Here is a 25,218-nt window from a genome sequence, read left to right as displayed (position 1 = left end):
GCGGGCGTCGCGACGGTCAGCGCCAGCAGCGTCAGGCCCAGTCGATCACATGTTCGGATAATTCGGTCCTCCGCCGCCTTCCGGCACCACCCAGTTGATGTTCTGGGTGGGGTCCTTGATGTCGCACGTCTTGCAGTGGACGCAATTCTGCGCGTTGATCACGAACTTCGGATCGCCGCTTTCCTCGCCCACGATCTCGTAAACGCCCGCGGGGCAATAACGCTGCGCCGGCTCGTCGTACATCGGCAGATCATAGGCGACCGGGATGGTCGGGTCCTTGAGCGTCAGATGGACCGGCTGATCCTCCTCATGGTTGGTGTTCGACAGGAACACCGAGGAAAGCCGGTCGAAGGTCAGCACGCCATCGGGCTTGGGATAGTCGATCTTCTTGACCTGGTCCTTGCGCCACAGGCTCTCGTTGTCCGGGTGATGCTTGAGCGTGAACGGCATCTTGATGCCGAAATTCTCCAGCCACATGGTGATGCCCGACAGGCCCGATCCTAGGAAATCGCCGAAGGTCTTGACCAGCGGCACCACGTTGCGGACGATCGAGAGCTCCTTCTTCACCCAACTCTGCTCGAACGCCTCCGGATAGGCGGTCAGTTCGTCGCTCGTCCGCCCGGCCTGGATCGCGTCATAGGCCGCGTCCGCCGCCATGATGCCGCTCTTCACCGCGGTGTGGCTGCCCTTGATGCGGGGCACATTGAGGAAACCGGCCGAATCCCCGATCAGCGCGCCGCCCGGGAAGACCAGCTTCGGCACCGATTGCAGCCCGCCGTCGCTGATCGCGCGTGCGCCATAGGAGACGCGCTTGCCGCCCTCCAGCATCGCCGCGATCGCGGGATGAGTCTTCCAGCGCTGCATCTCCTGGAACGGCGAGACATAGGGGTTGGTATAGTTGAGCCAGGTGACGAAGCCGATCGCGACCTGTCCGTTCGCCTGGTGATAGAAGAAGCCGCCGCCGCTCGTCCCGTCCGACAGCGGCCAGCCCTGGGTGTGGATCACGCGGCCAGGAACATGATGCTCCGGCTTGATGTCCCACAATTCCTTGATGCCGAGACCATAGACCTGCGGCTGCGCGTCCTTCGCGAGGTCGAAGGTGCGGATCAGTTCCTTGCTCAGATGCCCGCGCACGCCCTCGCCGAGGAAGGTGTACTTGGCGTGGAGCTCGAGGCCTGGCGTATAATCGGGTTTGTGCGTGCCGTCGCGCGCCACGCCCATGTCGCCGGTCGCGACGCCCTTGACCGACCCATCCTCATTGAACAGCACCTCGGCCGCGGCGAAGCCAGGAAAGATCTCGACGCCGAGTTCTTCCGCCTGGCCGGCCAGCCAGCGGCACAGATTGCCGAGCGACCCGGTATAGGTGCCCTTGTTGTGCATGAAAGGCGGGGTGAGAAGATGCGGCAGGCCGAACTTCTTCTTTTTCGTCAGGATCCAGTGCTGGTTGTCGGTGACCGGCACCTCGGCCAGCGGACAGCCCTTGTCGCGCCAGTCGGGGATCAGTTCGTCGAGCCCCTTGGGATCGACCACCGCGCCGGACAGGATATGCGCGCCGACCTCCGAGCCTTTTTCGAGCACGCAGACCGAGATTTCGCCGCCCTTTTCGGCCGCCAGCTGCTTCAGCCGGATCGCGGCGGACAGGCCAGCAGGCCCGGCGCCGACGATCACGACGTCATAGGGCATGGACTCGCGTTCGCTCATTATCGTCTCCAATAGGGACGAAGTGCGCGCTCTCGTCGCGCCACAGCAACGTCCTGTCCATTCAGCGGTGCCAGCGAATTGACCGCGTCGTCAACACTCGACTCTATAGGAACATCATGGGGGCGGACCAAAATATCGATTGGCGAACGGCAGCAGCAAGCGCGCTGGATTGGTGGCGCAACGCCGGCGTCGATGCGTCGATCGACGAGGCGCCGCGCGACTGGCTGGCTCCAGTCGAAGCGCCCAAGCCGGTCCGGCACGCGCAGGCCGTAGCGGAACCGGCGGTCGCGCTGCCGATGCCCGGCACGCTGGCCGCGTTCGAGGCCTGGCGGATCGGGCCGGACGCGCCGGAGGCCGGCTGGCCCGGCCAGCCGATCGCGGCGCAAGGCTCTTCCGCATCCGATATCATGGTGCTGATCGACGTGCCCGAACGCGAGGATGCCGAATCGGGTCAATTGATGAGCGGCCCGGCCGGCCGCCTGTTCGACCGAATGCTCGCCGCGATCGGCCGGGACCGGGCTTCGATCTATCTCGTGCCGGTCTGCGCGACGCGACCGGTTGCCGGGCGTATCGCCCCCGAAATCGAAGAGCGGCTGAACGACGTCGCGCGCCATCATGTCATGCTCGCGAGCCCCAAACGGCTTTTGCTGCTCGGCAATGCGCCGAGCCGCGCGCTGCTCGGCGCTGACATGATGGGGATGCGCGGCACGGTGCACAGGGTTGACCTTCACGGCGATGACGCTGCTGCGCCGCAGGCGGTGGCGAGTTTTCATCCCCGCTTCCTGATCGAGCGACCGGCCGCCAAGGCCGAAGCTTGGAAAGATTTGCAGATGCTGACCAGGGATCTGGAAAAATGACCGCAAAATTCATCCTGGCCTGCGCGATCGCGCTGGCGCCGCTCGGCGTGGTGCACGCCGCCGATGTGGAGCGTACCGGTCCCATCGCTGTTCGTGCCGTGCCCGACCAGCTCGATGCCGAGCAGCGCGCCGGCTACCGCGCCGTGTTCAAGAGCATTCGCGACCAGAAATGGCTCGACGCCCAGATCCAGCTCGATTCGATGAAGCCCGGCCCGCTTCACGCCATCGCCCGCGCCGAGCTGCTTACCGCCAAGGGCTCGCCCAAGGCCGATCTCGATCCGCTGGTGAAGCTGCTGAGCGAGGCCCCGGAGCTTCCCCAGGCGCAGCAGATCGCCGTGCTGGCGAGTTCGCGCGGGGCCGTCGGACTTCCGCCCCTGCCCGAAGCGCGCAGGCTCACCTGGATCGACGGTGCCCCTGCCCGTCTGCGCGCCAAGAGCATCAAGAGCGACATGGTCGCGGCCGAGCTCGCCATCCGCATGCAGCCCTTCGTGAAGGCCGATGACGGCGTTTCGGCCCAGGCGCTGCTCGAATCGATGAGCAGCCTGTCTCCCGACGCGCTGACCGAGTGGCAGCAAAAGGTCGCCTGGATGTATTTCCTGGCGGGCGACGACAACAACGCCCGCACCATGGCGACCAGGGCGTCGGCGGGGACCGGCGACTGGTCGGTGCAGGGCGAATGGGTCGCTGCACTCGCCGCTTGGCGCCAGCGCGACTGCGTCGCCGCCGGTCAGGGCTTCGCCCGGGTCGCGGCGCGCGCCAATGATATCGAGCTGCGCGCGGCGGGCCTTTATTGGGCATCGCGCGCCGACATGCAGTGTGGCCGTCCCGACCTGATCGAAGGCCGATTGAAGAACGCCGCGCAATATCGCGAAACCTTTTATGGCCTGCTCGCCCGGCAGACGCTCGGCATCCGCGATCCGGCCGGTCGCCCGGCCGATGTCATGCTCGCCAATGACTGGCAGACCCTGGCGCGTCGCCCGAACATCCGCGTTGCCGCCGCGCTGGCCGAGATCGGCGAAAATGCACTGGCGGACGAAGTCATCCGCCAGCAGGCAAGAATCGGCGATGCCGCAGAATTTCCGGCCCTGGTCCGGCTGACGGGCGCGCTCAACCTGCCTTCCACCCTGGTCTGGCTCTCGCATAACGGCCCGGTCGGTGCCACGCCGCCGGTGGAGGCCCGCTTCCCCGCGCCGAACTGGACGCCCGATGGCGGCTGGCGCGTCGACAAGGCGCTGGTCTTTGCCCACACGCTGCAGGAATCCCGTTTCCGCACCGATGTGGTCAGCTCGGCGGGCGCCTACGGCCTGATGCAGGTCCGCCCCGGCGCCGCGACCGACATCGCCCGCAAGCAGGGCCGCACCTTCGATCGCTCGGCGCTGAGCAACCCCGGCACCAATATGGAGGTCGGCCAGAGCTATCTCGAGCAGCTGCGCGACCAGCCCTGCACTGGGGGCCTGCTGCCCAAGGTGATCGCCGCCTATAATGCCGGACCGCTGCCGGTCGAGGCGTGGAACGCCCAGGCGCGCGATGGCGGCGATCCGCTGCTCTACATCGAATCGATCCCGTTCTGGGAGACGCGCGGCTATGTCATCACCGTGCTGCGCAATTACTGGATGTATGAGGGACAGACCGGCAAGACCGCGTCGCCCAGCCGTGTGGCGCTGTCGCAGGGCCTGTGGCCGCGCTTTCCCGGCATGGCCGGCGCCAGCTCCGTGCGCCTCAGTTCCAGCGCGACCAATCCCAACGCGCTGAGTTCCGTCTCCGTACCCGCCTCGGTCGCCAGTGCCAATTGACGAGAACGCCGCGTTCCTTCCGGTCAGGATCGCGGTGCTTACCATCTCCGACAGCCGGACCCTGGCCGACGACCGATCGGGCGACACGCTGGTCGCGCGGCTGAGCGCGGCGGGGCATGTCCTGGCGGATCGCGCGATCGCCACTGACGACGTCGCCGCGATCGTCAGCCGTCTCCACGCCTGGATCGACGATCCGCAGGTCGATTGCGTCATCACCACCGGGGGCACCGGCGTGACCGGGCGCGACGTGACGCCCGAGGCGATCGAGCGAGTCCAGGACAAGCCGATTCCGGGCTTTGGCGAACTGTTCCGCTGGCTCAGCTACCAGACGATCGGCACCTCGACCGTCCAGTCGCGCGCCTGCGCCTGCGTGACGCGCGGCACCTATATCTTCGCGCTGCCCGGATCGACCGGCGCGGTGAAGGATGGATGGGACGGCATCCTCAGGGACCAGCTCGACAGCCGTCACCGGCCCTGCAACTTCGTCGAGCTGATGCCGCGCCTGATGGAGCGCTGATCCTCGCCACGGTCCGGCGAGCAGTTTCCCGGTTATCGCCGGTGGGATCATGGAAAATTGTGGGGCGACCAGCGGCATTGATGATTGCAACGATTAGAAAGAGCTGACCCGGATCTGGCAGACTGGCGGCAATGCGCGTGCCTGATCGAATGTTGAATCGATGCCCTGCGTAAGAAGCGTGTTTCGTCACCTGGATAGGTGTAAATTCACTCTGACCCCTTTTCCCCCGCGACTCAGCATGAGACCTAGGTTCCAGGCTTGCTTCCAGCCGCAGCGTCGCGCTTCTCCTTGATGAATCCGCTCAATTCGGAGTCCATCGAGGCGTACCAGTCGATATAATCCTTGAAATTCTCGTATGTCATGTTGCCCAGGGCCGAGACGTAAAGATATTCGGCAAGGTCCCCGTCGCTGTCGATGGCAACCTTCAGGAAGCGCTTTTTCACATTCCACTCGTTCGCCATGTCGGCCGAGAAGAAGGGCTCTTTCTTGAAATAACTGTAGAATTCGAAGGAATTACACCCCGTATCGTTTTTGCAGCCGTAAAAATTCAGCTGGAATCCACTGCCGTTGGCGCCGCTCGTTATATAGCTGTCGCCGTCATCGCCCTTTTTGATCTCGGCCTTGTACCCCGCTTCCTGAAGAAGCGCGGCAACGCCCTTCACGCTGCTGACATCGACCACCCGATCGGCGGCCATCGCCGTCGAAGGTGCCGTCACCGCCGCGAGCGCGAGCGCCAATAGTCGAATCCGCATATCCCTTTTCCCCCAAAGCCCGAGCGGCATGACCTGACCATATGATGCCCGATAACGACATGCCACCCGCCGTCATGCGGGTGCGTCGGGCTGCATCACGGCAAGCTCATGGCCCGCCGGATCCCGGAAGTGGAAACGCCGGCCGCCCGGAAAGGCGAAGATCGGCAGGGTGAGCGTCCCGCCGGCCGCGCTCACCGCCGCTTCGGCCTTCTCCAGATCGTCTACCTCAATCACCGGCAACAGCTGCGCCGTCCATTGCGAGGAGTCGCCATTGAGGCCCAGATCAGTGTCGCCGGTCATCGTTGAGGCATAGTCCGGCCCGAAATCGGTGAAGGTCCAGCCAAAGGCGGATGCATAGAACGCCTTGGTTGCCGGCACGTCGCGCACTGGCAGTTCGAGATAGTTGAAGCGTGCCATAAAGCCTCCCAAAGGCGCCATTGTTCTTGCTATGTTCTCTCCGTTCGACTACGCCAAGTCAATGGCCAATCCGGGGAAAAAATCCCGTCCCGTCCGCGGCGCTACGTTGAACCAGGAAAGTAGCAGGTTCAACCTGCCGGAGCGCGAGGCGGATGGCGACTGGCTCGATGATCGCGAACTGCTCGACGAGGGGCCGCCGCCGCTGCGCACCACCGTGACGGTCGAGACGCCGCGCACGATCATCACCCGGAACAGCTCTCCGGACATCGGCTTCGACCGTTCGATCAACCCCTATCGCGGCTGCGAACATGGCTGCATCTACTGCTTCGCGCGGCCGACCCATGCGTTCCACGATCTGTCGCCGGGACTGGATTTCGAGAGCCGGCTGTTCGCCAAGCCGGATGCCGCGTCGCTGCTCCGCGCCGAGCTGGCAAAGCGCGGTTATGTCGTGCGGCCGATCGCCTTCGGGACCAATACAGACCCTTATCAGCCGATCGAGGCCGACTGGCGCATCACCCGGCAATGCATCGAGGTGCTCGCCGAAACGGGGCATCCGCTGACCATCACCACCAAGTCGGACCGGGTCACGCGCGATATCGATCTGCTCGCACCGATGGCGGCCAGGGGGCTCGCCGCGGTCGCGGTGTCGGTCACGTCGCTCGATCCGCGCATCGCCATGACCGTCGAGCCGCGCGCGCCGGCACCGGAACGGCGGCTGGCCGCCGTGCGCAAGCTCGTCGACGCCGGCATCCCGACCTATGTTTCGATTGCCCCGGTCATCCCGCAGATCACCGATCACGAACTGGAGCATCTGGTCGAGCGCGCGGCGGAGGCAGGCGCGCACGGCGTCACCTTCCTTCCCGTCCGCCTTCCCTATGAAGTCGCGCCGCTGTTCAGGGCCTGGCTCGACGCGCATTTTCCGGACCGCGCCGGCAAGGTCATGGCGACGATCCAGTCGATCCGCGGCGGGCGCGACAATGATCCGAACTTCCACACGCGCATGCGCGGCAGCGGCCCCTGGGCCGAGCTGCTCCGGACTCGCTTCAAGATCGCCTGCCGCAAGCACGATCTGGTCGGCGCCTGGAAGCCGCTCCGCACCGACCTGTTCAGGCCACCGCCGGGGCGTCAGGGCGATTTGTTCGGCTGAACCCCGGCCAGTGCCTCAGGGAGCAGTCCCCGGCCGGTCGGCCGGCGGCGCGTCCCCGCCGACCGGCACCGCGCCCGGCCGGCCGCGCCCGCCGCCGAGCCCGCTGGAGATCCGCGGCAATTCCTTGCGCTCGATCTTCCCGTCACCATTCTTGTCGAGCATCGCGAACCGGGTTTCGGCCGCGCGCTGGAATTCGGCCGGGTCGACTCCGCGATTGAAATTGGTGTCGGCGATCGTCACCGGCTCCGGAAAGTCGAAATAGCTGAACCGGGCAGCGCCCTGCTTGCCATAAGTCATGCGCGTCTCGCCGCCGCCCGGCGCGCCGCTTTCGCCGGCGCCGCTACCGCCGCCACGATGGCCGCCGCCACCGCCGCCGCCCCGACCACCGCCACCGCGATGCCCGCCGCCGCCGCGGCCAGCGCCGTCCGCGAAACGGCCACCGCCCCCGCCCCCACCGCCGACGCGGATTTCAGGGGCCAGGACGGTCTCGTAATAGTCGATATCGTCGGGATCGATCTCGCCGTCATGGCCGCGATCGAGCACGGCGAAGAAGCGCGACGCGTCCCTTGCGAATTCGGCACGGCTCAGCGCGCCATCATGGTCGGTATCGGCATTCTGGAACCAGATGTCCGAAGGGTCGCCTGCGCCGCGGTCACCGCGGAACGGCTCGCCCATCGGGCTGATGAACAACGGGCCGCGCGGCCCCTCTCCTTCCGCGCCACCACGGTGAAACCCGCCAGGTGGCCCATGCCGGAATTTGGGGTGCTCGCTACCCGCGCAGCCGGCGGTCAGCAGGACAAGAGAGGTCAGAAGGACAAGACGCATAAACTACCCGCTCACTTGAGGAGCCCCCGGGACCTGCGACAAGCCACCCGATCTGTGGCGATTTCAAGGAGCGAAGGACCGCTTTGGACCAAAGGCCCGGTCGCCAACTTCGCTGTTCCGGGCAAAGAACAGGGAAGTTAACAGGGAAATTGTCTTATTCTCCGGCACTTCGGTCAAATTATCCATAATTTATCTATCAATATCAATAGCTTGATCCTGATTTCCCTGTTCCGGAATAACAGCGAACGTCGCATACCGAACAGGGAATTCGATCGTAGGAACAGGGAAGTGCGTTTTACCGGCGTGGACCATGAAAAAGAGCCGAGCCCCGGCAACGCGCCGCGCCCGACATCATGCTGCGCCGATTGCCCGCTATGTTGAATCGATCCGGCTCAGGAAGCAGGAGGCCAGGACGGACCGATCCTGGCCTGAAGCAGGCCGGCGAGACGCTGGTGGTCCTCCAGCGATGGGTGCCCATCGCAGCCGTCCAGATCGAGGCCCCCGAAATGAACGGTCGCAATCCGCCCCGGCGCGCCGGGCACCAGCTCGGCCGCAACCTGCTCGACATCGGCGATAAAGGCGTCCGACCCCATCAGGATCAGCCTGGCCTGTGGCTGCCGTGCCATCACATCGCGCGCGAAGCCGACATAACGCGCCCGATAGGCAGCGTGCAGCGCGGCCTGATCCTTCCAGGCCTCCCCGGCGTGGAGCGGCGTCGAGAAATCGTTGGTGCCCAGATTGATGACGATGATCTGAGGGCGCCAGCCGCCCGGATCGGACTCCACCGCCGACGGATCCGAAGGGATGAGCCTGGGATAGAGACCAGGCATGGTTTCGCCCGCCCGGCTGCCGTCATAATTGCGCACGATGCCGAACCCGGAATAGGCGTTGACGCGATAATCCGCGCCGAAGCGTCGCGCGAGCAACGGGCCAAAGGCGCGTTGCGTATCAGTGGCCCGATGCATCTCGGCGTTCGTGCAGGTCGGCACCGGTGAGCTGTCGCCGTATCCGACCGTGTAGGAATCGCCGATGAACTCGATCTGCCGCCCGGTCCTGGCAGGCGGGGCGAGCGGCGCGCCGCTCTTGCCCGGATAGAAACCGATCAGGCGCGTGACGTCGCTCTGGGTCTCGCTGAGCTTTTCCAGCCTGACGTCATGCTGCCCATCGCCGAGGCGATCGATCGTGACGTCGATGTTTCCCGAGCTTTCGAACCGCTGCCGTTCCACGCCGTCGATCAGCAGCCGCAGGCGACCATAGCCGTTGCGCAACCGGACCGTCAGGCTGGTTCCGGTGAAGCGCCCCTCGACATAGACCCCCGGCCAGCCGAACAGCGTCGCCCCGTCCGGCTCGACCACGGCGCGTCCGCCGACATAGACCGGCAGCGGCGCGCCGTAATTCTTCGCGCCGCAGCCGGTGGCGACGGCGAGGAATCCGACGGCAAGGGCGGTACGAAGCCACATTCCCGGGCCAGCGCTCACGCCTTGCCGGCGCGGCATTTCATCAACGGCTGAATCCGGGTGCCAAAGGCTTCCACGCCCTCGATGAAATCGTCGAAGGTCAGCAGGACACCGCCTGTATTCGGCACTTCGGCCATCTCGTCGAGCATGCGCGCCACGTTCTCATAGCTGCCTACCAGGGTTCCCATATTGATGTTCACCGCGCCTTCCGGCGCGGCAAGCTGGCGGACATTGGTGGTGGCGTTATGCTTGTCGGCCGCGCCCTGATCGGCGAGCCAGGCGATCGCCTCGAGATCGACGCCGTCATTATAGGATTTCCACTTCGCCATCGCCTCCTCGTCCGTCTCGGCGGCGATGATCATGATCAGCACGAAGATGGAGACGTCGCGGCCGGTCTTCGCGGTCGCGACGGCGAGGCGCTCGTTGTTCGCGGCAAAGGCCTTGGGCGTGTTGACGCCCTTGCCCAAACAAAAGGCATAGTCCGCCCATTTGGCCGAGAAGGCGAGCCCCTCGTCGGAGGAGCCGGCGCAGATGATCTTCATGTCCCCGGTCGGCGTCGGCCGCACGCGGCAATCATCCATCTGGTAATAGTCGCCCTTGAAGTCCGAAACGCCCGTCCCCCAAAGCTCGCGCAGGATGCCAGCATATTCGTCCAACATCTGGTATCGATTGCGGAAATGGTCGTCCCCGGGCCACAGACCCATCTGACTGTACTCGGGCCGCTGCCAGCCGGTGATCAGATTTAGCCCGAACCGCCCATGGCTGATCGAGTCTATCGTGTTGCACATGCGCGCGGCGAAGGCGGGCGGGATGACGAGGGTGGGACAGGTTGCGTAGATCTTGATCTTCTCGGTGACGGCGGCGAGCCCGGCCATCAGGGTGAAGCTCTCCAGCCCATATTCCCAGAACTCGGTCTTGCCGCCGAACCCGCGCAGCTTGATCATGGAGAGCAGGAAATCGAGCCCGTGCTTCTCGGCGCTCAGCGCGATCTCCTTGTTCATGTCGAAGCTCGGCTTGTACTGCGGCGCGTTCTCCGAGATCAGCCAGCCATTATTGTTGATGGGCACGAAAACGCCGACTTGCATGTGCTTAGCTCCCCAGAAATTCGAGCACGAGTGAAGTGAAACCATCGGGATCGGTGACGTTGCAGGCATGACCACCCCACGCCATGGTCGCGAGCCTGGCCTGTGGCAGCCGATCGGCGAGATTCCGCGCGCAACGCGACGGCACGAGCATATCGTCCTCCGACGCAAGCACCAGAATATCTGCCGCCACATCGTCGGGGAGTTCGAACGCTTTCGCCGCGGCGATGCGCTTTTCGAGGATGTCGGCCGGCGGAAACTGCGCCAGCTGATGCACGCCCTCGGCATCGAGCTGCGCGCTATTTTCCGAAATCCAGTTGGCCGGATAGAGGAAGAGCGGCTGCGCGCGGACATAAGCGGCCGGCCCGCTTTTGTGCAGCAGCTCAAGCCGCGTCTCGAAACACCGCTCGAAATGCGGATCCAGGCTCGCCCAGCCGTTGATCACGACGACCTTGCCGATCCCCGGGAAGATCCGCGCCAGCTCCAGGCCGATCAGCCCGCCCAGCGCATGGCCGATAAAATGCGCCTGCCCGATGCCGAGCTCCGCAAGGAGCGCCAGCACGTCCGTTGCCATGGTGGCAATGGTGACCTCACCCGCCAGCGTCCGGTCGCTCCGCCCCGTCCCGCGATGATCGTAGAGCAATATGCGGTAGTCCGCGGCGAGCGCATCGAGGTTGGGCGCCCAATATCCAGCCGAGCCGCCCATGCCGGGCGACAGGACGACGACCTCGCCACGTTCGGGTCCATGCCATTCATACCAGAGCCCGGCCGCGTGAGGCATCAGCCGATATGCGCCACGCTGGCAATCTCGACCAGACAATCGGGCTTCACCAGATCGCATCTGATGCAATAGCGCGCGGGCTTCGCGCCGGGGAAATACTCGGCATAGACCGCGTTGAACGCGGCATAATCCGACAGGTCCTTCAGGAAGATGTGGTTCATCGCCACATCCTCCAGCGTCGCGCCGCCCGCCTCGAGCGTGATGCGGATGACGTCGAGCACATGCCGGGTCTGGCCTGCGACATCGCCGACATGGAGCACGGCACCGCCCTCACCCAGCGCCAGCACGCCCGAGACATAGACCGTGTTGCCCGCCCTGGCGCCGGCCGAATAAGGCGCGATCGGGGTCGGGAATTGCGGCGGATTGATCGGTTCGAAGGGCATTTCGGTTCCTCGCTCTGTCAACCGTTCGCTCTGAGCTTGTCGAAGAGCCGTTCTTCTTCGCGACGTCGCAGAAGAAAGGACAGTGCTTCGACACGCTCAGCACGAACGGGGATGAATTTCATTTCTCCGGAACCTGGCCGAAGCTGCCGCAGAAATCGGCGACGGTGGAGACCCAGCCGAAGAATTTCTCGACATTGTAGACGGTCGCCTGCTGGATGAACTCGGGCCCGAGATGATGCGTCGCATCCTCGAGCATCACGCCGAAATATTCGAGGTGGAAGCCGTCGCGCAGGGTCGATTCGACGCACACATTGGTCGCGATGCCCACGAACACGATGTTGCGAATGCCGCGCGCGCGGAGCGTGCTGTCGAGCTGCGAGTTGAAGAAGGCGGAATAGCGCGTCTTGTGCAGGCTGATATCGCCCGGCTGCGGCTTCAGCGCGTCGACCAGGTCATAATCCCAGCCGCCCCGCGCCAGCAGCGTACCCGCGAGTTCGGGTCGCTTGCGCATCGTCTTCAGCGCGTTGGACTTGTGCCAGTTGGGCGATCCCGGCCCGCCTGCCTCGACATAGTCGGGGTCCCAGCCATTCTGCAGATAGATCACCTGCACCCCCGCGCGCCGCGCCGTATCGAGCACCGTGGCGATCTTCCCGATCGTGCCTGCCGCGCCCGAAATGTCGAATCCGGCCTGGTCGACATAACCACCCGGCGAGGCATAGGCGTTCTGCATGTCGATCACGACGACGGCGGTCTCGCCCGGCGACAGGCGCAGCGCCTCGGGCCTGGCCGGCAACGTCACCGCGCCGGCCGTGCCGCCCACATTCACCGTCGCGCCGTCGTCCGCCACATGTCGCTCCCCAACGCCAGGATCATGAATCCAGCCGGGGAACTTGAACCACTCCCGCCTCACCCGCAAGCGGTGCTTGCCCGACGCTCACGCTTTGCTCATGATGCCATGACGGGTCGCTTTCCAACGAGGGAGCGCACGCATGATATCAACCGACACCCTGGTTCTTCAGCTCAGCTACGCGCTGCTGGTCGTCGCGCTGCTCGCGCGGACGCCGCGGTATATGCGGATGTTGATCGCCGCTGCGGGCTTCGCGACGCTGGTGCATGCCGTGCTGCGGTCCGATTACGCCGCGCTCGGCTGGATGCTGCTCCTGCTCGGGATCTGGCTGGTCAAGCTGTGGGGCGAGCGGAGCGAAGGCAGGAAGATCCGCTTCACGCCGGCAGAGGAGTCGATGCGTGGCACCTGTCTCGACCAGCTGCCCCGCGGCGCCGCGCGCCAGTTCATCGATCTGGGCCTGTGGCTGCACGGCGACGCCGGCGATGTACTGACCCGGGAAGGCGCGCCGGTGGCCAACCTCTATTATCTGATCAGCGGCGAGGCCCGCGCGACGATCAGGGGTCGCGAGGTCGGCGCCTGCCGTGCCGGCGACCTGATCGGCGAGGCGACCATCCTGTCGCGCGATGACGCGACCGCCACCGTGACCCTGACCGGGCCCGCCACCTTCTGGTGCGCGCCAACGCCGACGGTCACGCGCTTCCTCGACGATCATGAAGGGCTGCGCAGCGCGATCGAGCGGAGCTTCTCCAGCGCGGTGAAGGACAAATTGCGCGCGACCAACCTTGCCATCGCCGAGCGCGACCGCTTCGGCCAGGATCAGGCCGCCGCCAGCTTGTGATCCTTGAACCGGGCACGTAGCTCAGTCTTGAGCAGCTTCCCGGTGGCGGTGTGGGGCAGATCGTCGACAAAGACGATCTCGTCGGGGAGCCACCATTTGGCGACATGGTGCGACAGATGCGCGGTGATCTCGCCCGGCGACACCGCGCTGCCCGCCTTGCGGACCACCAGCAACAAGGGCCGCTCGTCCCATTTGGGATGGTATATGCCGATCGCCGCGGCCTCGGCCACGCCCGGACAGCCAACCGCCGCGTTCTCCAGATCGACCGAGCTGATCCATTCGCCGCCCGATTTAATCACGTCCTTGGCCCGGTCGGTGATCTGCATCGTCCCGTCGGGATGCAGCACCGCCACATCGCCGGTGTCGAACCAGTTCTCCGCATCCACCGCATCGGCATCGGCCTTGAAATAGCGCTTGATCACCCAGGGCCCGCGGATCTGCAGCCGGCCGGAACTCGTCCCGTCGCGCGGCAGCACGACATCATCGTCATTCACCACGCGCAGCTCCACGCCGAACGGAACCTGGCCCTGTTTGGAGACATGGTCGAGCTGATCCGACAGGCTCATCTCGTCCCAATCCGGCGGCGGCGCGCCGGCCGTGCCGATCGGCGAGGTCTCGGTCATGCCCCACAGATGCTTGACCGTCACGCCCATGCCCATGATTCGCTCGATCATCGCGCGCGGCGCCGCGGAGCCGCCGATCGTCACCTGCTGGAGATGGCGCGGCGCCTCGCCGGTCGCATCCATATGCTGGAACATGCCGAGCCAGACGGTCGGCACGCCGGCCGAATGCGTGACTTTCTCCTGGTTCATCAGCCGGCACAGGACCACCGGGTCGTTGACCGCCGCATAGACGAATTTCGCCCCCGCCAGCGCGCCGGCGAAGGGCAGGCCCCAAGCGGCGGCGTGGAACATCGGCACGACCGGCAGCACCACGGAGCGCGACGAGAGATTGAACACCGCCGGTGCCACCTCGGCCATCGCATGGATCATCGTCGAGCGATGCTGATAGAGCACGCCCTTGGGATTCCCGGTGGTGCCGCTGGTGTAGCAGAGCATGCAGGGATCGCGTTCCGGGCCTTCGACCCAGGCATAATTCCCGTCCTCGCCCGCGATCAGCGCCTCGAACCCGTCATCGCCGTCGCTGTCGAACACCACATAGCGCTCGATACTGGTCCATTGAGGTTTCAGGCGGTCGACGATCGGCTGGAACACCCGGTCGTAGAACAGCACCCGGTCCTCGGCATGATTGGCGATATAGACCAGCTGCTCGTCGAACAGGCGCGGGTTGATGGTGTGGATCACCCCGCCCATGCCGATCGCGCCATACCAGGCGACGAGATGGCGGCTGTGGTTCATGCCAAGCGTGCCGATGCGGTCGCCCGGCTTGCAGCCTATTTTCTCAAGAGCTTGCGACAGCTTCCTCGCGTCGCGTGCGATGCCGGCCCAGTCCGTCCGCGTTTCCTGCCCATCGGCCCAGACGCTGACGATCTCGCGCCCGCCATGCTCCCGCTCGGCATGCTCCAGCAATCGCGGCACCCGCAGCTCGAAATCCTGCATTCCGCCCAGCATTCGCCCTCTCCCGGCTTGTTCCACCGGTACTGTCGTCCGCTTTGCGCCCGTTTGTACAGTCCCGGCCTGTTTCGACCCGTATCGCGTACCGCGACGGGTTCGACTCAAGGGTCATGGATGTCCGCCGCATCGTCAAGCCGGACACGGCCCGGCAACATGCTGTCCGTTCAGCCGACCAGCGCGAGCCTCGTCTCCGAAGTCTTCAGCACCACATTGCTGACGCCCGGCAGGGTCTCGATCCTGGCGGCGAGTTCGCCGTCTAGCAGAAAGTCCCGGCCGAGCAGCACGCGCGCGGCACCGCCTTCGGGCAGCGCCGCGTTGACCCAGACCTCGCCGCGCGCGCCACGCGCCTCGGCGAGCAGTGCGCCCAGCGTCGCCATCGCCGCCGGCGTATCGACCGACAGCTCGACCACGAAACGCGCGGTGTTGGCGAGCGACTCGAAGGGCTGGATGCGCTTGATGCTGACGCGCGGGCTGTCCTCGCCCGGCCGGCGATCGAGCTCGACCGTCAGCAGCCCGCAGCCGCCATTGCGCGCTGCCTCTTCCAGGTCGGCCGCCACCGCATCGTCGAAACAGGTGGCGATGAACTGGCCCGAGGGATCGGACAGCGTCGCCATCATATAGCGCTTGCCCCGCGCCGAGGTCCGCCAGCGCGCATCCTCTACCAGAGCCGCCATCGTCGCACCGGCGCGCGTGCCGTCGTCGGGGATGGACAGTTCGCCCAGCGCGGCGAAGCTGCGCGCGCCGTGCATCTTCGCCAGATGGCCATGCCGGTCGACCGGGTGCGCCGAGAAATAGAAGCCGAACGCCTCTTTTTCCTGATCCATGCGCTGCGCCAGAGTCCAGCGCGCCGACAGCGGCAGCTTGATCGCCGGCTCGACCGCGTCGGCGGTACCGAACAGCCCGCCCTGCCCGCTGGTCTTCATGTCGTGCACGCGCGCCGCCGTGGCCAGGATCGTCTCCGCCGTCGCGAAGATGCCCGCGCGGTTCGGATCGATCGAATCGAACGCGCCCGCCGCCGCCAGCGTTTCGAGCTGCCGCTTGTTGAGCAGCCGCGGGTCGACCCGGCGGGCAAGATCGTCGAGTGTATCGAACGGGCCATTCTCGTCGCGTTCCGCGACCAGCTTCTCCATCGCGCCTTCGCCCACGCTCTTCAGCGCGGCCAAGGCATAGCGTACCGCCAGCCCGTCCTCGGTGCTCTCGACCGAGAATTCCGCTTCGCTGCGGTTGATGTCGGGCGGCAGGCAGGCGACGCCCATGCGCCGCATATCATCCGCGAACACGCCGAGCTTGTCGGTCAGGGTCATGTCGAAGCACATCGACGCGGCGTAGAATTCTTCCGCATAATGCGCCTTCAGCCAGGCCGTCTGATAGGCGAGCAGCGCATAGGCGGCGGCGTGAGACTTGTTGAAGCCGTATCCGGCGAACTTGTCGATCAAATCGAACAGCTCGTTCGCCTTGCCTGCCGGGATCTTGTTGACCGCCAGGCAGCCCTCGACGAACCCGGCGCGCTGGGCGTCCATCTCCGCCTTGATCTTCTTGCCCATCGCGCGGCGCAGCAGGTCGGCCTGGCCCAGGCTGTAGCCCGCCAGGATCTGCGCGGCCTGCATCACCTGTTCCTGATAGACGAAGATCCCATAGGTTTCGGCCAGGATGGTTTCGAGCAGCGGGTGCGGATAGGTGATCTCCTCGCGCCCGTTCTTGCGCGCGCCGAAGCTCGGGATATTGTCCATCGGCCCCGGGCGATAGAGCGAGACGAGCGCGATGATATCGCCGAAGTTGGACGGGCGCACCGCCGACAGCGTGCGCCGCATGCCTTCCGATTCCAGCTGGAACACGCCGACCGTGTCACCCTTCTGGAGCAGCTTGTAGACGCCCTCGTCTTCCCATTCGAGCGCATCCAGATCGATGATGATGTTGCGGGCCTCGAGCAGCTGAACCGCCTTTTTGAGCACCGACAGCGTCTTCAGGCCGAGAAAGTCGAACTTCACCAGGCCCGCGCCCTCGACATATTTCATGTCGAACTGAGTGACGGGCATGTCCGATCGCGGATCGCGGTAGAGCGGCACCAGCTCGGCCAGCGGCCGGTCGCCGATCACCACGCCGGCGGCGTGAGTCGAGCTGTGGCGCGGCAGGCCCTCCAGCTTCATCGCGAGGTCGAGCAGATGCTTCACCCCGCTGTCGCTCTTATACTCGGCGAGCAGTTCCGAGACGCCGTTCATCGCCCGCTCGAGCGTCCAAGGGTCGGTCGGATGGTTGGGCACCAGCTTCGCCAACCGGTCGACCTGGCCATAGCTCATCTGCAGCACGCGCCCGGTATCCTTGAGCACCGCGCGTGCCTTCAGCTTTCCGAAGGTGATGATCTGCGCGACCTGATCGCGGCCATATTTCTCCTGGACGTAGCGGATCACCTCGCCGCGACGGGTTTCGCAGAAATCGATGTCGAAGTCGGGCATCGACACGCGTTCCGGATTGAGGAAGCGCTCGAACAGCAGGCCCAGCTTGATCGGGTCGAGATCAGTGATGGTCAGCGACCAGGCGACCACCGAGCCCGCGCCCGAACCGCGGCCCGGGCCGACGGGGATGTCATGGTCCTTCGCCCATTTGATGAAGTCCGCGACGATCAGGAAATAGCCCGGAAAGCCCATCTGGATGATGACGTCGAGTTCGAACTCCAGGCGATCACGATAAGCCTGGCGCCAGTCTACCGGGGCGCCCCCCTCCCCGTTCGTTTCGAGCGACGTCGAGAAACCTTGCTCAGCGTCGAGGGCCTGTTTCTCGACTTCGCTCGAAACGAAGGGGGGTCGGGCTACCGTCTTTTGAGATGGCGCAGCAACCGGCGACGAATGAAGCGACAGTTCCTCGATCCGCTTGAGCCGTTTCTCCAGCCCGGCCCGCGCATCGACGCGCAGCGCTTCGGCCTCGGCTTCCGGATCGCCGGCAAGGCTGGGCAGGATCGGCTTGCGGTACGGCGCCATCACGGCGCAGCGCTGCGCCACCACCAGCGTGTTGGCGATCGCCTCGGGCAGGTCCTCGAACAGCATGCGCATGTCCTTGGCCGGCTTCATCCAGGCGTCGGGCGAACTGCGCGGGCGGTCCTCGCTCGCGATATAGGTCGAATTGGCGATGCACAGCATCGCGTCGTGCGCGTTGCCGAATTCCTGGTCCGCATAGCAGCACGGGTTGGTCGCGACGATCGGCAGGTCGCGGGCATAGGCCAGGTCGAGCAGGCCCGCCTCCGCCCTGCCCTCGGTCTCGTCGAGCCGACGCACCAGCTCGATATAGAGCCGGTCGTAGAACAGCGACTGGAGCCGGTCGGCATAGGCCATGGCCCGCTCGGTCTGGCCCTCGGCGATCAGCCGGGTGAGCCCGCCCTCGCCGCCAGCAGTGAGGGCGATCAGTCCGTCGGTCCTGCCCTCCAGTGCGGCGAAGTCGACATGCGGCGACAACTCCAGCGGCCGGTCGAGATGCGCGCGCGACACCAGCGCGCAGAGATTCTCGTACCCGGTTCCGTCCTGCGCATAGAGCGCGATCCAGTCGATCGGCGCGTCGACGCCCTCGGGCATGTCGGGCCGGGCAATGCCCAGCATCGCGCCGATGATCGGCTGTACCCCGGAAGACTTGCACGCATCGGAATAGGCCATCGCCGCATACAGGCCATTGCGATCGGTCAGCGCGGCGGCGGGAAAGCCCAGTTCCTGCGCGCGCTTGGCGATCGCCTTGGGCTCGATCGCGCCGTCGAGCATCGTGTAGGACGAAAAGATACGCAGGGGCACGAAGGCGGAATGCGGCATCGTGTCACTATGGGTCACCGGCCCGATTCTGGGAAGTGTTCACAGGTGAAATAGCTGTGGATTGCATTCGATGTCGTGACAACGTAAATGGTTGTCATGACATTAACTATCCACAAACATACGGATCGGGTGCTCCATTGGCACGATCGGGTATCGCAGGTCGTGCAGGGCGACCTCGAACGCCGCTTCGCGGCTTTTGGCGTGACTCCAGCGCAATTCCGCCTGCTCGCGGTACTGGCACGGCGCGATGTCGACACGGTTCGCGGCATCGCCGCGGCGTTGCGGCTCGACGGCGCGGCGGTCACCCGCCTTGCCGACCGGCTCGAGGCCAAGGGTCTGGTGGCGCGGCAGCCCGATCTTACCGATGGCCGCTCCGTGCGGCTGTCACTTACCGAGACGGGCGTGGATCTGGTGCCCAAACTCGATGCCGAGGCGACCGCGCACGAACGCGCCTGGTTCGGATCGCTCAGCTTTGCCGAGCTGCGCCAGTACAAGCTCGTCCTCGCGAAGCTGCTCAAGCGCGCGGATGAAGGCCCGGATGAGGTCTGGCTCCGGCGCGCGCTGTATTGAAGCGTCAGTCCCGATAGCGCAGCGCCTCGACCAGCAGGCTGAACGCGGCCGAAGGCTGTCGCCGGCTCGGATAATAGAGATGATAGCCCGCAAAAGCCGGGCACCAATCCTCCAGCACCCGGACCAGACGTCCGTCGGCCAGGTGCGCGGCGACGTGATTCTCCATGATGAAGCCGAGGCCGAAACCCGCCTCGGCAGCCCGGACGATCATCGTCGTGCTGTTGAAGGCGAGCTGCCCCTCGACCCGGACCCGAACCTCGCGGCCGTCCTTCTCCAGCTCCCAGGCATAAAGGCCGCCCGAGCTCATCATCCGCAGGTTGATGCACTGGTGATCGCCCAGGTCCTGTGGCATGCGCGGCACGGCACGGTCAGCGAAATAGGCCGGCGCGCCGACCACCGCCATGCGCAGGTCCGGCCCGATCTTCACGGCGATCATGTCCTTGGCCAGCGCCTCGCCCAGCCGCACGCCGGCATCGAACCGCCCCGCGACGATGTCGGTAAAGCCGGAGTCGACATCGATCTCGACATGCACGTCCGGATAGCGCCGCAGCAACGCCTCCAGCCGGGGCCAGAGCACCGTGTCCACCGCATGCTGCGCGGCGGTGATGCGGATCGTCCCCGCCGGCTTGTCGCGCAGGTCGCCCAGCGAGGCGAGTTCGGCACCGATATTGTCCAGCGCAGGCCTGAGCGTGGCAAGCAGGCGTTCGCCTGCCTCGGTCGGCGCGACGCTGCGGGTCGTCCGGGTCAACAGGCGCACCCCCAGCCGGGTCTCGAGCCGCCGGATGGTATGACTCAGCGCCGATTGCGAGGTGCCCAGGCGGGCCGCGGCACGCGTGAAGCTCTGCTCCTCGGCCACGGTCATGAAGGCATTGAGATCGACCAGCTCCTCGCGGCGCATTCATGAACTCCGGATATGACTATATGCGCTTTGTAGCGCCTAATCGCCCGGCCCTGTCGTCCTTATTTTACCAAACACCGGGCGCCCGCGCGTTTCCGGTCGGCAACCGCAGGGAGCAAGGCAATGGATATCAAACGCAGCGGCGCCCAACCCTCGGCCAAGGGATCGGCCGATTATTTCACCGGGACGGTGCGCATCGATGCGCCCTTCAAGGGCAGCGGCTCGCTGAGCGGCGCCACGGTCACCTTCGAGCCAGGCGCGCGTACCGCCTGGCATACCCACCCGCTGGGCCAGACGCTGCTGGTCACCGCCGGGCTGGGGCGGGTGCAACGCGATGGCGGCCCGATCGAGGAAATCCGCCCCGGGGACATCGTCTGGTTCGAACCGGAGGAGAAGCACTGGCACGGTGCCGCCCCGGACTGCGCGATGACTCATATCGCGATCGCCGAGATGAAAAACGGCAAGGCGGTCGACTGGCTCGAGAAGGTCAGTGACGCCGATTATGGGGTCGCCGAACCCCATTCATGATTACTGCGCCTAATAGCATGCCGATCTGATGATCTAATCGTCGCAGTGACGGCCTCCTATTTTCCGGCGCACCAATCGTCGAACGCCTGCGGGCGGAAGGAAGAATGACATGGAAAAGCGAATTCTTGGCAGGAACGGCCTTGAGGTCTCCGCCATCGGCTTCGGCTGCATGGGGCTGAACTTCGGTTACGGCACCTCGGTAAGCAAGGAGGAAGGCATCAGCCTGATCCGCGCCGCGGTCGAGCGCGGCGTCACCTTCTTCGACACTGCCGAGGTCTATGGCCCCTTCACCAACGAGGAAATGGTCGGCGCGGCGCTCGCGCCGGTGCGTGACCAGGTGGTGATCGCGACCAAGTTCGGCTTCAAATTCGAGGACGGCAAGCAGGCCGGGCTCGACAGCCGGCCAGAGAATATCCGCAAGGTCGCCGACGCCTCGCTGAAGCGCCTCGGCGTCGACTCGCTCGACCTGTTCTACCAGCACCGCGTCGATCCCGCCGTGCCGATCGAGGATGTCGCCGGCGCGGTCAAGGAGCTGATCGCGGAAGGCAAGGTCAGGCATTTCGGCATGTCCGAACCAGGCGCCGAGACCTTGCGCCGGGCCCATGCCGTCCAGCCGGTCACCGCGCTGCAGAATGAATATTCGCTCTGGACGCGCGGGCCGGAAACCAATGGGACGCTCGCCGCCTGCGAGGAGCTCGGCATCGGCTTCGTGCCCTACAGCCCGCTCGGCAAGGGGTTCCTCACCGGCGCGATGAGCAAGGACACGAAACTGGGCGACAAGGATTTCCGCGCGATCCTGCCGCGCTTCACGCCCGAAGCGATGGCGGCGAACCAGGCGCTTGTCGACCTGCTCAAGCGGATCGCGGAGGAAAAGGACGCGACCCCGGCGCAGATCGCCATCGCCTGGCTGCTGGCCCAGAAGCCCTGGATCGTACCGATCCCCGGCACCACCAAGCTGCACCGGCTCGAAGAGAATCTGGGCGCGGCGGATGTGGTGCTCACAGCGGAAGACCTTGCCGAAATCGAACGCTCCGCGGCGCAGATTGACGTTGAAGGCGAACGCTACCCCGCCCATCTGATGGCGACCGTGGGCCGCTGAAGCACTGCCAGACCCTTTTCATTGGAGCGAGACATGACTCAGAACATCACCAACAAGGTCGTCGTCATCACTGGCGCAAGCAGCGGCCTGGGCGAAGCGACCGCCCGGCACCTCGCGGCCAAGGGCGCCAGGCTCGTGCTTGGCGCGCGCCGGCTCGACCGGCTTCGCGCAATCGCCGCCGATATCGGCCTGACGCCGGAATCCGTGATCGAGACCGACGTCAGCGACGCGGCCCAGGTCAAGCGCCTGGTTGATTCAGCCGTCGCCGCGCATGGCCGCATCGACGTCCTTCTGAACAATGCTGGCCTGATGCCGCAATCCCCGCTCGAACGCGGCAAGATCGACGAATGGGACCGGATGATCGACGTCAATATCAAGGGCGTGCTTTACGGGATCGCCGCCGCGCTGCCCCATATGACCGCGCAGAAGAGCGGACACATTATCAACGTGTCGTCGGTCGCCGGCCACAAGGTCCGTCCGGGCAGTTCGGTCTATGCCGCGACCAAGGCCGCGGTGCTGATGCTGTCGGAAGGCCTGCGGCAGGAAGTGAAGCCTTACAATATCCGCACCACGGTCATCTCGCCGGGCGCGGTCCAGTCCGAGCTGCCGAACACCATCACTGATCCCGACGTCGCCCAGCGCATCAACGACTTCTACGAAGCCTATGCCATCCCGGCCGACAGCTTCGCGCGCATGGTCGCCTTCGCGATCAGCCAGCCGGACGATGTCGACATCAACGAGATCCTGTTCCGCCCGACCGCGCAGGATCTTTGAGCTTGGGCGTCGCTACCGGTTGGGTGCGTCGAACGTCGTCCCTATAGCAGCTTCTCGATATCGCTCTCGATATCTTCGGGCTTGGTCGTCGGGGCGTAACGCGCGACCGCCTTGCCGGTGCGGTCGACCAGGAACTTGGTGAAATTCCACTTGATCGAGGTCGAGCCCATCAGGCCCGGCGCTTCCTTGCGCAGCTTCTCGAACAGCGGATCGGCGTTGGACCCATTGACGTCGATCTTGGCGAAGACGGGGAAGGTCACATCATAGGTCAGCGTGCAGAAATTTGCGATCTCGGCCGCATCGCCGGGCTCCTGCGCGCCGAACTGGTTGCACGGGAACCCCAGCACCTCGAACCCGCGATCCCTGTATTTGCGGTGCAGCGCCTCCAGCCCCTCATATTGCGGGGTGAAGCCGCATTTCGATGCGGTGTTGACGATCAGCAGCACCTGCCCCGCATAGGCCGACAGATCGGCGGGTGTGCCGTCGGCTGCCGTCACGCTCATCTCGGTAATCGCGCTCATCGCTGCCTCTCCTTGTGACGCGCCATCAGATAGGGCGGGTTGGCGCCCTATGCGAGCCTGCCCTCGTGCAGCCTCACCACCCGGTCCATCTTCAGCGCCATGCGTTCGTTATGGGTGGCGACCAGCGCGGCCGAGCCTTCGCCGCGCACGAGACGCAGGAACTCAGCCAGCACCACGTCGGCGGTCGCTTCGTCGAGGTTGCCGGTCGGCTCGTCCGCCAGCACCAGAGCCGGCTTGTTGGCGAGCGCCCGGGCAACTGCCACGCGCTGCTGCTCGCCGCCGGAAAGCTGGCTTGGCCGGTGAGTCAGCCGATGACCGAGGCCGAGCGAGGTCAGCAGCGATATGGCCCGCTCGTCCGCCTCGGCGCGAGTCCGGTCGCGGATCAGCTGGGGCAGCACGACATTCTCGGTCGCGTTGAAATCCGGCAACAGGTGATGGAACTGGTAGACGAAGCCCAGATAGTCGCGGCGCACCATGGTGCGACCGTGCGCGTCCAGCTTTGCCGCTTCCTCGCCGGCGATGCGGATCGATCCGCTGAACCCGCCTTCGAGCAGCCCCACTGCCTGGAGCAGGGTAGACTTGCCCGAACCCGACGGGCCTAGCAGCGCAACGATCTCACCCTCGCCGACCGTCAGGTCGACGCCGCGGAGCACCTCGATCGTGGCGTCGCCCTGAGTGAAGCTGCGGGTCAGGCCAGTGACGGCCAACACGGGATTACTCATAACGCAGCACCTGCACTGGGTCGGTGCTCGCCGCCTTGAAGGCGGGGTAGAGCGTGGCGAGGAACGTCAGCAGGAACGCGATCAGCACGATCGCGATCATCTCGAACGGGTCGGTCTTGGACGGCAGGATCGTCAGGTATCGGATCGTCGGATCCCACAGATTCTGCCCACTGATCCACTGGACGAAATCGACCACGTCCTGCCGGAAGATCAGAAAGGTGAAGCCGAGCACCAGCCCCGCGATAATGCCGAGCGTCCCGATCGTGGTGCCCACCGTCATGAAGATCTTGATCATGCCCTTCCGGGTTGCGCCCATGGTGCGCAGGATCGCGATGTCGCGGGTCTTGGCGCGCACCAGCATGATCAGCGACGACGCGATGTTGAAGGCGGCGACGAGGATGATGATGCACAGCACGCAGAACATCACGACCCGCTCGATCGCCAGCGCCTCGAACAATTGCGCGTTCATCTGCCGCCAGTCGGCGATCGCTCCCCTGCCCGCGACCTTGTCCGCCAGCGGCGCCAGGATCGTGCCGACCTGGTCGGCATTGACCGTCTGCAATTCGATCATGCCGACCGAATCGCCCATCATCAGCAAGGTCTGGGCATCCTGCATCGGCATGACGACATAGGCCTTGTCGTAATCATAGACGCCGATCTCGAAGATCGCGCCGACCGTGTAGGAAACGATGCGCGGTACCGTGCCGAAGGGCGTGGTCTGGCCTTGCGGGCTGATCAGCGAGATCTCGCTGCCGACCTGCGCGCCAAGCACCTCGGCCAGCCGCGACCCGATCGCGATCCTGTTGCTGCCGTCGGTCAGGCTCGCGAGCGAGCCGACCACGACCTTGGAGCTGATGATCGGGTTGCGGCGGATATCCTCGACCCGCATGCCGCGCACCAGCACCGCTTCGACCCGGCCATTATAGCTGGTCATCAGCGGCTGCTCGATCAGCGGAGTCGCGCTGGTCACGCCCGGCGTGGCCTTTGCGAGCTGAACGATGTTGCGCCAGTCGGGCATCTGTCCGCCAATGCCCTGCACCACCGCATGGCCGTTCAGCCCGACGATCTTGTCGAACAGCTCGGCGCGAAAGCCGTTCATCACGCTCATCACGATGACGAGCGCGGCGACGCCGAGCATCACGGCGCCGAGGCTGAAGCCGGCGACAAGCAGGATGAACGCCTCGCCCTTGCCCGGCAGCAGATAGCGGCGGGCAATCATGCGTTCGTAGCGCGACAGGATCATGATGTTGGGAACAACCCGCCCGATGGTGATGGTCCGACCGCTCTAAGGCCGGTGTGCATTGCTGGCAACTGAACGCGCGTGTTGCGCAATCGCCACAGGGT

At 65.3% G+C, this 25,218-nt stretch carries 24 protein-coding genes; 9 read left to right on the top strand and 15 right to left on the bottom strand.

Features of this window, described 5'->3' with window-relative positions; genetic code table 11:
* Window positions 1–45: 45 nt before the first annotated feature.
* Complete coding sequence (locus ACZ1I5_RS08495; protein ID WP_465173257.1) at window positions 46–1,701, bottom strand: electron transfer flavoprotein-ubiquinone oxidoreductase; 1,656 nt, start codon at window positions 1,699–1,701, stop codon at window positions 46–48.
* Between the two features lie 116 nt (window positions 1,702–1,817).
* On the opposite strand from ACZ1I5_RS08495, the gene ACZ1I5_RS08490 reads away from it, so the two are divergent.
* The 3 genes from ACZ1I5_RS08490 to moaB are packed head-to-tail and all read left to right on the top strand — an operon-like array spanning window position 1,818 to window position 4,868.
* Complete coding sequence (locus tag ACZ1I5_RS08490) at window positions 1,818–2,558, top strand: uracil-DNA glycosylase (protein WP_465173256.1); 741 nt, start codon at window positions 1,818–1,820, stop codon at window positions 2,556–2,558.
* Window positions 2,555–4,351 (top strand): lytic transglycosylase domain-containing protein, encoded by a 1,797-nt coding sequence (locus tag ACZ1I5_RS08485; protein WP_465173255.1) that lies wholly within the window; start codon window positions 2,555–2,557, stop codon window positions 4,349–4,351. The genes ACZ1I5_RS08490 and ACZ1I5_RS08485 overlap by 4 nt, the downstream gene beginning before the upstream one ends.
* Entirely contained in the window at window positions 4,341–4,868 is a 528-nt protein-coding gene (moaB, locus tag ACZ1I5_RS08480) for a molybdenum cofactor biosynthesis protein B (protein WP_465173254.1), read from the top strand. The genes ACZ1I5_RS08485 and moaB overlap by 11 nt, the downstream gene beginning before the upstream one ends.
* Window positions 4,869–5,113: 245 nt before the next feature.
* On the opposite strand, the gene ACZ1I5_RS08475 is transcribed toward moaB, so the two are convergent.
* Together ACZ1I5_RS08475 and ACZ1I5_RS08470 are read right to left on the bottom strand one after the other, a co-directional pair.
* On the bottom strand, window positions 5,114–5,650 hold the full coding sequence (locus ACZ1I5_RS08475) for a YbjN domain-containing protein (protein ID WP_465173253.1): 537 nt from the start codon (window positions 5,648–5,650) through the stop codon (window positions 5,114–5,116).
* Window positions 5,651–5,692: 42 nt separating this feature from the next.
* Window positions 5,693–6,037 carry a VOC family protein gene (locus ACZ1I5_RS08470; RefSeq protein WP_465173252.1) on the bottom strand — a complete coding sequence of 115 codons (345 nt, stop codon included), beginning with the start codon at window positions 6,035–6,037 and terminating at the stop codon, window positions 5,693–5,695.
* Window positions 6,038–6,098: 61 nt separating this feature from the next.
* Here ACZ1I5_RS08470 and ACZ1I5_RS08465 point away from each other — a divergent pair, with 61 nt between their 5' ends.
* Window positions 6,099–7,184 (top strand): PA0069 family radical SAM protein, encoded by a 1,086-nt coding sequence (locus tag ACZ1I5_RS08465; protein WP_465173927.1) that lies wholly within the window; start codon window positions 6,099–6,101, stop codon window positions 7,182–7,184.
* A 15-nt stretch (window positions 7,185–7,199) separates the two neighbouring features.
* Here the strand turns inward: ACZ1I5_RS08465 and ACZ1I5_RS08460 are convergent, their stop codons facing one another.
* From ACZ1I5_RS08460 to rutB, 6 genes are all read right to left on the bottom strand, one after another.
* Entirely contained in the window at window positions 7,200–8,009 is an 810-nt protein-coding gene (locus ACZ1I5_RS08460; RefSeq protein WP_465173251.1) for an EF-hand domain-containing protein, read from the bottom strand.
* 392 nt (window positions 8,010–8,401) lie between these two features.
* Window positions 8,402–9,469 (bottom strand): SGNH/GDSL hydrolase family protein, encoded by a 1,068-nt coding sequence (locus ACZ1I5_RS08455; RefSeq protein WP_465173250.1) that lies wholly within the window; start codon window positions 9,467–9,469, stop codon window positions 8,402–8,404.
* 14 nt (window positions 9,470–9,483) lie between these two features.
* Complete coding sequence (gene rutA, locus ACZ1I5_RS08450) at window positions 9,484–10,551, bottom strand: pyrimidine utilization protein A (RefSeq protein ID WP_465173249.1); 1,068 nt, start codon at window positions 10,549–10,551, stop codon at window positions 9,484–9,486.
* Between the two features lie 4 nt (window positions 10,552–10,555).
* Window positions 10,556–11,329 carry a pyrimidine utilization protein D gene (gene rutD / locus ACZ1I5_RS08445; protein ID WP_465173248.1) on the bottom strand — a complete coding sequence of 258 codons (774 nt, stop codon included), beginning with the start codon at window positions 11,327–11,329 and terminating at the stop codon, window positions 10,556–10,558.
* Entirely contained in the window at window positions 11,329–11,712 is a 384-nt protein-coding gene (locus ACZ1I5_RS08440) for a Rid family hydrolase (RefSeq protein ID WP_465173247.1), read from the bottom strand. Before ACZ1I5_RS08440 ends, rutD begins: the two co-directional genes overlap by 1 nt.
* A 118-nt stretch (window positions 11,713–11,830) precedes the next feature.
* Complete coding sequence (rutB, locus tag ACZ1I5_RS08435) at window positions 11,831–12,559, bottom strand: pyrimidine utilization protein B (protein ID WP_465173246.1); 729 nt, start codon at window positions 12,557–12,559, stop codon at window positions 11,831–11,833.
* A gap of 142 nt (window positions 12,560–12,701) precedes the next feature.
* On the opposite strand from rutB, the gene ACZ1I5_RS08430 reads away from it, so the two are divergent.
* Entirely contained in the window at window positions 12,702–13,397 is a 696-nt protein-coding gene (locus tag ACZ1I5_RS08430) for a cyclic nucleotide-binding domain-containing protein (protein ID WP_465173245.1), read from the top strand.
* Here the strand turns inward: ACZ1I5_RS08430 and ACZ1I5_RS08425 are convergent.
* Window positions 13,376–14,968, bottom strand: coding sequence for a long-chain fatty acid--CoA ligase (locus tag ACZ1I5_RS08425; protein WP_465173244.1), 1,593 nt, complete (start codon window positions 14,966–14,968; stop codon window positions 13,376–13,378). The two genes, ACZ1I5_RS08430 and ACZ1I5_RS08425, sit on opposite strands and share 22 nt — an antisense overlap.
* 167 nt (window positions 14,969–15,135) lie before the next feature.
* Window positions 15,136–18,762 (bottom strand): DNA polymerase III subunit alpha, encoded by a 3,627-nt coding sequence (gene dnaE, locus ACZ1I5_RS08420; RefSeq protein WP_465173243.1) that lies wholly within the window; start codon window positions 18,760–18,762, stop codon window positions 15,136–15,138.
* Window positions 18,763–18,858: 96 nt separating this feature from the next.
* On the opposite strand from dnaE, the gene ACZ1I5_RS08415 reads away from it, so the two are divergent.
* The gene (locus ACZ1I5_RS08415) at window positions 18,859–19,332 is read left to right on the top strand and encodes a MarR family winged helix-turn-helix transcriptional regulator (protein WP_465173242.1); all 474 of its coding nucleotides are present in this window, start codon (window positions 18,859–18,861) and stop codon (window positions 19,330–19,332) included.
* 4 nt (window positions 19,333–19,336) lie between these two features.
* Here ACZ1I5_RS08415 and ACZ1I5_RS08410 read toward each other — a convergent pair whose 3' ends face one another.
* Window positions 19,337–20,230: a LysR family transcriptional regulator gene (locus ACZ1I5_RS08410; RefSeq protein WP_465173241.1), complete on the bottom strand. Its 894-nt coding sequence runs from the start codon at window positions 20,228–20,230 to the stop codon at window positions 19,337–19,339.
* Window positions 20,231–20,353: 123 nt separating this feature from the next.
* On the opposite strand from ACZ1I5_RS08410, the gene ACZ1I5_RS08405 reads away from it, so the two are divergent.
* The 3 genes from ACZ1I5_RS08405 (at window position 20,354) to ACZ1I5_RS08395 (ending at window position 22,631) form a co-directional block, all read left to right on the top strand.
* Window positions 20,354–20,758, top strand: a complete 405-nt coding sequence (locus ACZ1I5_RS08405) for a (R)-mandelonitrile lyase (protein ID WP_465173240.1) — start codon at window positions 20,354–20,356, stop codon at window positions 20,756–20,758.
* 109 nt (window positions 20,759–20,867) lie between these two features.
* The gene (locus tag ACZ1I5_RS08400; protein ID WP_465173239.1) at window positions 20,868–21,857 is read left to right on the top strand and encodes an aldo/keto reductase; all 990 of its coding nucleotides are present in this window, start codon (window positions 20,868–20,870) and stop codon (window positions 21,855–21,857) included.
* A gap of 33 nt (window positions 21,858–21,890) precedes the next feature.
* A complete protein-coding gene (locus ACZ1I5_RS08395) occupies window positions 21,891–22,631 on the top strand; it encodes an SDR family oxidoreductase (RefSeq protein ID WP_465173238.1) in 741 nt (246 codons plus the stop codon).
* Window positions 22,632–22,672: 41 nt separating this feature from the next.
* On the opposite strand, the gene ACZ1I5_RS08390 is transcribed toward ACZ1I5_RS08395, so the two are convergent.
* From ACZ1I5_RS08390 to ACZ1I5_RS08380, 3 genes are read right to left on the bottom strand one after another with little or no spacing between them, the layout of a single operon-like run.
* Window positions 22,673–23,152 carry a glutathione peroxidase gene (locus ACZ1I5_RS08390; RefSeq protein WP_465173237.1) on the bottom strand — a complete coding sequence of 160 codons (480 nt, stop codon included), beginning with the start codon at window positions 23,150–23,152 and terminating at the stop codon, window positions 22,673–22,675.
* A gap of 47 nt (window positions 23,153–23,199) precedes the next feature.
* Window positions 23,200–23,874 (bottom strand): ABC transporter ATP-binding protein, encoded by a 675-nt coding sequence (locus ACZ1I5_RS08385; protein WP_465173236.1) that lies wholly within the window; start codon window positions 23,872–23,874, stop codon window positions 23,200–23,202.
* A complete protein-coding gene (locus tag ACZ1I5_RS08380) occupies window positions 23,867–25,117 on the bottom strand; it encodes a lipoprotein-releasing ABC transporter permease subunit (protein WP_465173235.1) in 1,251 nt (416 codons plus the stop codon). The genes ACZ1I5_RS08385 and ACZ1I5_RS08380 overlap by 8 nt, the downstream gene beginning before the upstream one ends.
* Between the last annotated feature and the right edge of the window lie 101 nt (window positions 25,118–25,218).

This window comes from Sphingomonas sp. BL-S-30 (assembly GCF_055521475.1).
Note: the sequence above shows the minus strand (reverse complement) of the source record. Positions and strands in the feature narration are given on the sequence as shown.

Coding starts and splice junctions, on each gene's coding strand:
- ACZ1I5_RS08395 (WP_465173238.1), top strand. CDS start 21,891: ATGACTCAGAACATCACCAACAAGGTCGTCGTCATCACTGGCGCAAGC.
- ACZ1I5_RS08400 (WP_465173239.1), top strand. CDS start 20,868: ATGGAAAAGCGAATTCTTGGCAGGAACGGCCTTGAGGTCTCCGCCATC.
- ACZ1I5_RS08410 (WP_465173241.1), bottom strand. CDS start 20,230: ATGCGCCGCGAGGAGCTGGTCGATCTCAATGCCTTCATGACCGTGGCC.
- ACZ1I5_RS08385 (WP_465173236.1), bottom strand. CDS start 23,874: ATGAGTAATCCCGTGTTGGCCGTCACTGGCCTGACCCGCAGCTTCACT.
- ACZ1I5_RS08425 (WP_465173244.1), bottom strand. CDS start 14,968: ATGCTGGGCGGAATGCAGGATTTCGAGCTGCGGGTGCCGCGATTGCTG.
- ACZ1I5_RS08440 (WP_465173247.1), bottom strand. CDS start 11,712: ATGCCCTTCGAACCGATCAATCCGCCGCAATTCCCGACCCCGATCGCG.
- ACZ1I5_RS08380 (WP_465173235.1), bottom strand. CDS start 25,117: ATGATCCTGTCGCGCTACGAACGCATGATTGCCCGCCGCTATCTGCTG.
- rutA (WP_465173249.1), bottom strand. CDS start 10,551: ATGCAAGTCGGCGTTTTCGTGCCCATCAACAATAATGGCTGGCTGATC.
- ACZ1I5_RS08485 (WP_465173255.1), top strand. CDS start 2,555: ATGACCGCAAAATTCATCCTGGCCTGCGCGATCGCGCTGGCGCCGCTC.
- ACZ1I5_RS08465 (WP_465173927.1), top strand. CDS start 6,099: ATGGCCAATCCGGGGAAAAAATCCCGTCCCGTCCGCGGCGCTACGTTG.
- ACZ1I5_RS08475 (WP_465173253.1), bottom strand. CDS start 5,650: ATGCCGCTCGGGCTTTGGGGGAAAAGGGATATGCGGATTCGACTATTG.
- ACZ1I5_RS08430 (WP_465173245.1), top strand. CDS start 12,702: ATGATATCAACCGACACCCTGGTTCTTCAGCTCAGCTACGCGCTGCTG.
- dnaE (WP_465173243.1), bottom strand. CDS start 18,762: ATGCCGCATTCCGCCTTCGTGCCCCTGCGTATCTTTTCGTCCTACACG.
- rutD (WP_465173248.1), bottom strand. CDS start 11,329: ATGCCTCACGCGGCCGGGCTCTGGTATGAATGGCATGGACCCGAACGT.
- ACZ1I5_RS08470 (WP_465173252.1), bottom strand. CDS start 6,037: ATGGCACGCTTCAACTATCTCGAACTGCCAGTGCGCGACGTGCCGGCA.
- ACZ1I5_RS08405 (WP_465173240.1), top strand. CDS start 20,354: ATGGATATCAAACGCAGCGGCGCCCAACCCTCGGCCAAGGGATCGGCC.
- ACZ1I5_RS08415 (WP_465173242.1), top strand. CDS start 18,859: ATGACATTAACTATCCACAAACATACGGATCGGGTGCTCCATTGGCAC.
- ACZ1I5_RS08460 (WP_465173251.1), bottom strand. CDS start 8,009: ATGCGTCTTGTCCTTCTGACCTCTCTTGTCCTGCTGACCGCCGGCTGC.
- ACZ1I5_RS08490 (WP_465173256.1), top strand. CDS start 1,818: ATGGGGGCGGACCAAAATATCGATTGGCGAACGGCAGCAGCAAGCGCG.
- ACZ1I5_RS08390 (WP_465173237.1), bottom strand. CDS start 23,152: ATGAGCGCGATTACCGAGATGAGCGTGACGGCAGCCGACGGCACACCC.
- ACZ1I5_RS08495 (WP_465173257.1), bottom strand. CDS start 1,701: ATGAGCGAACGCGAGTCCATGCCCTATGACGTCGTGATCGTCGGCGCC.
- ACZ1I5_RS08455 (WP_465173250.1), bottom strand. CDS start 9,469: ATGTGGCTTCGTACCGCCCTTGCCGTCGGATTCCTCGCCGTCGCCACC.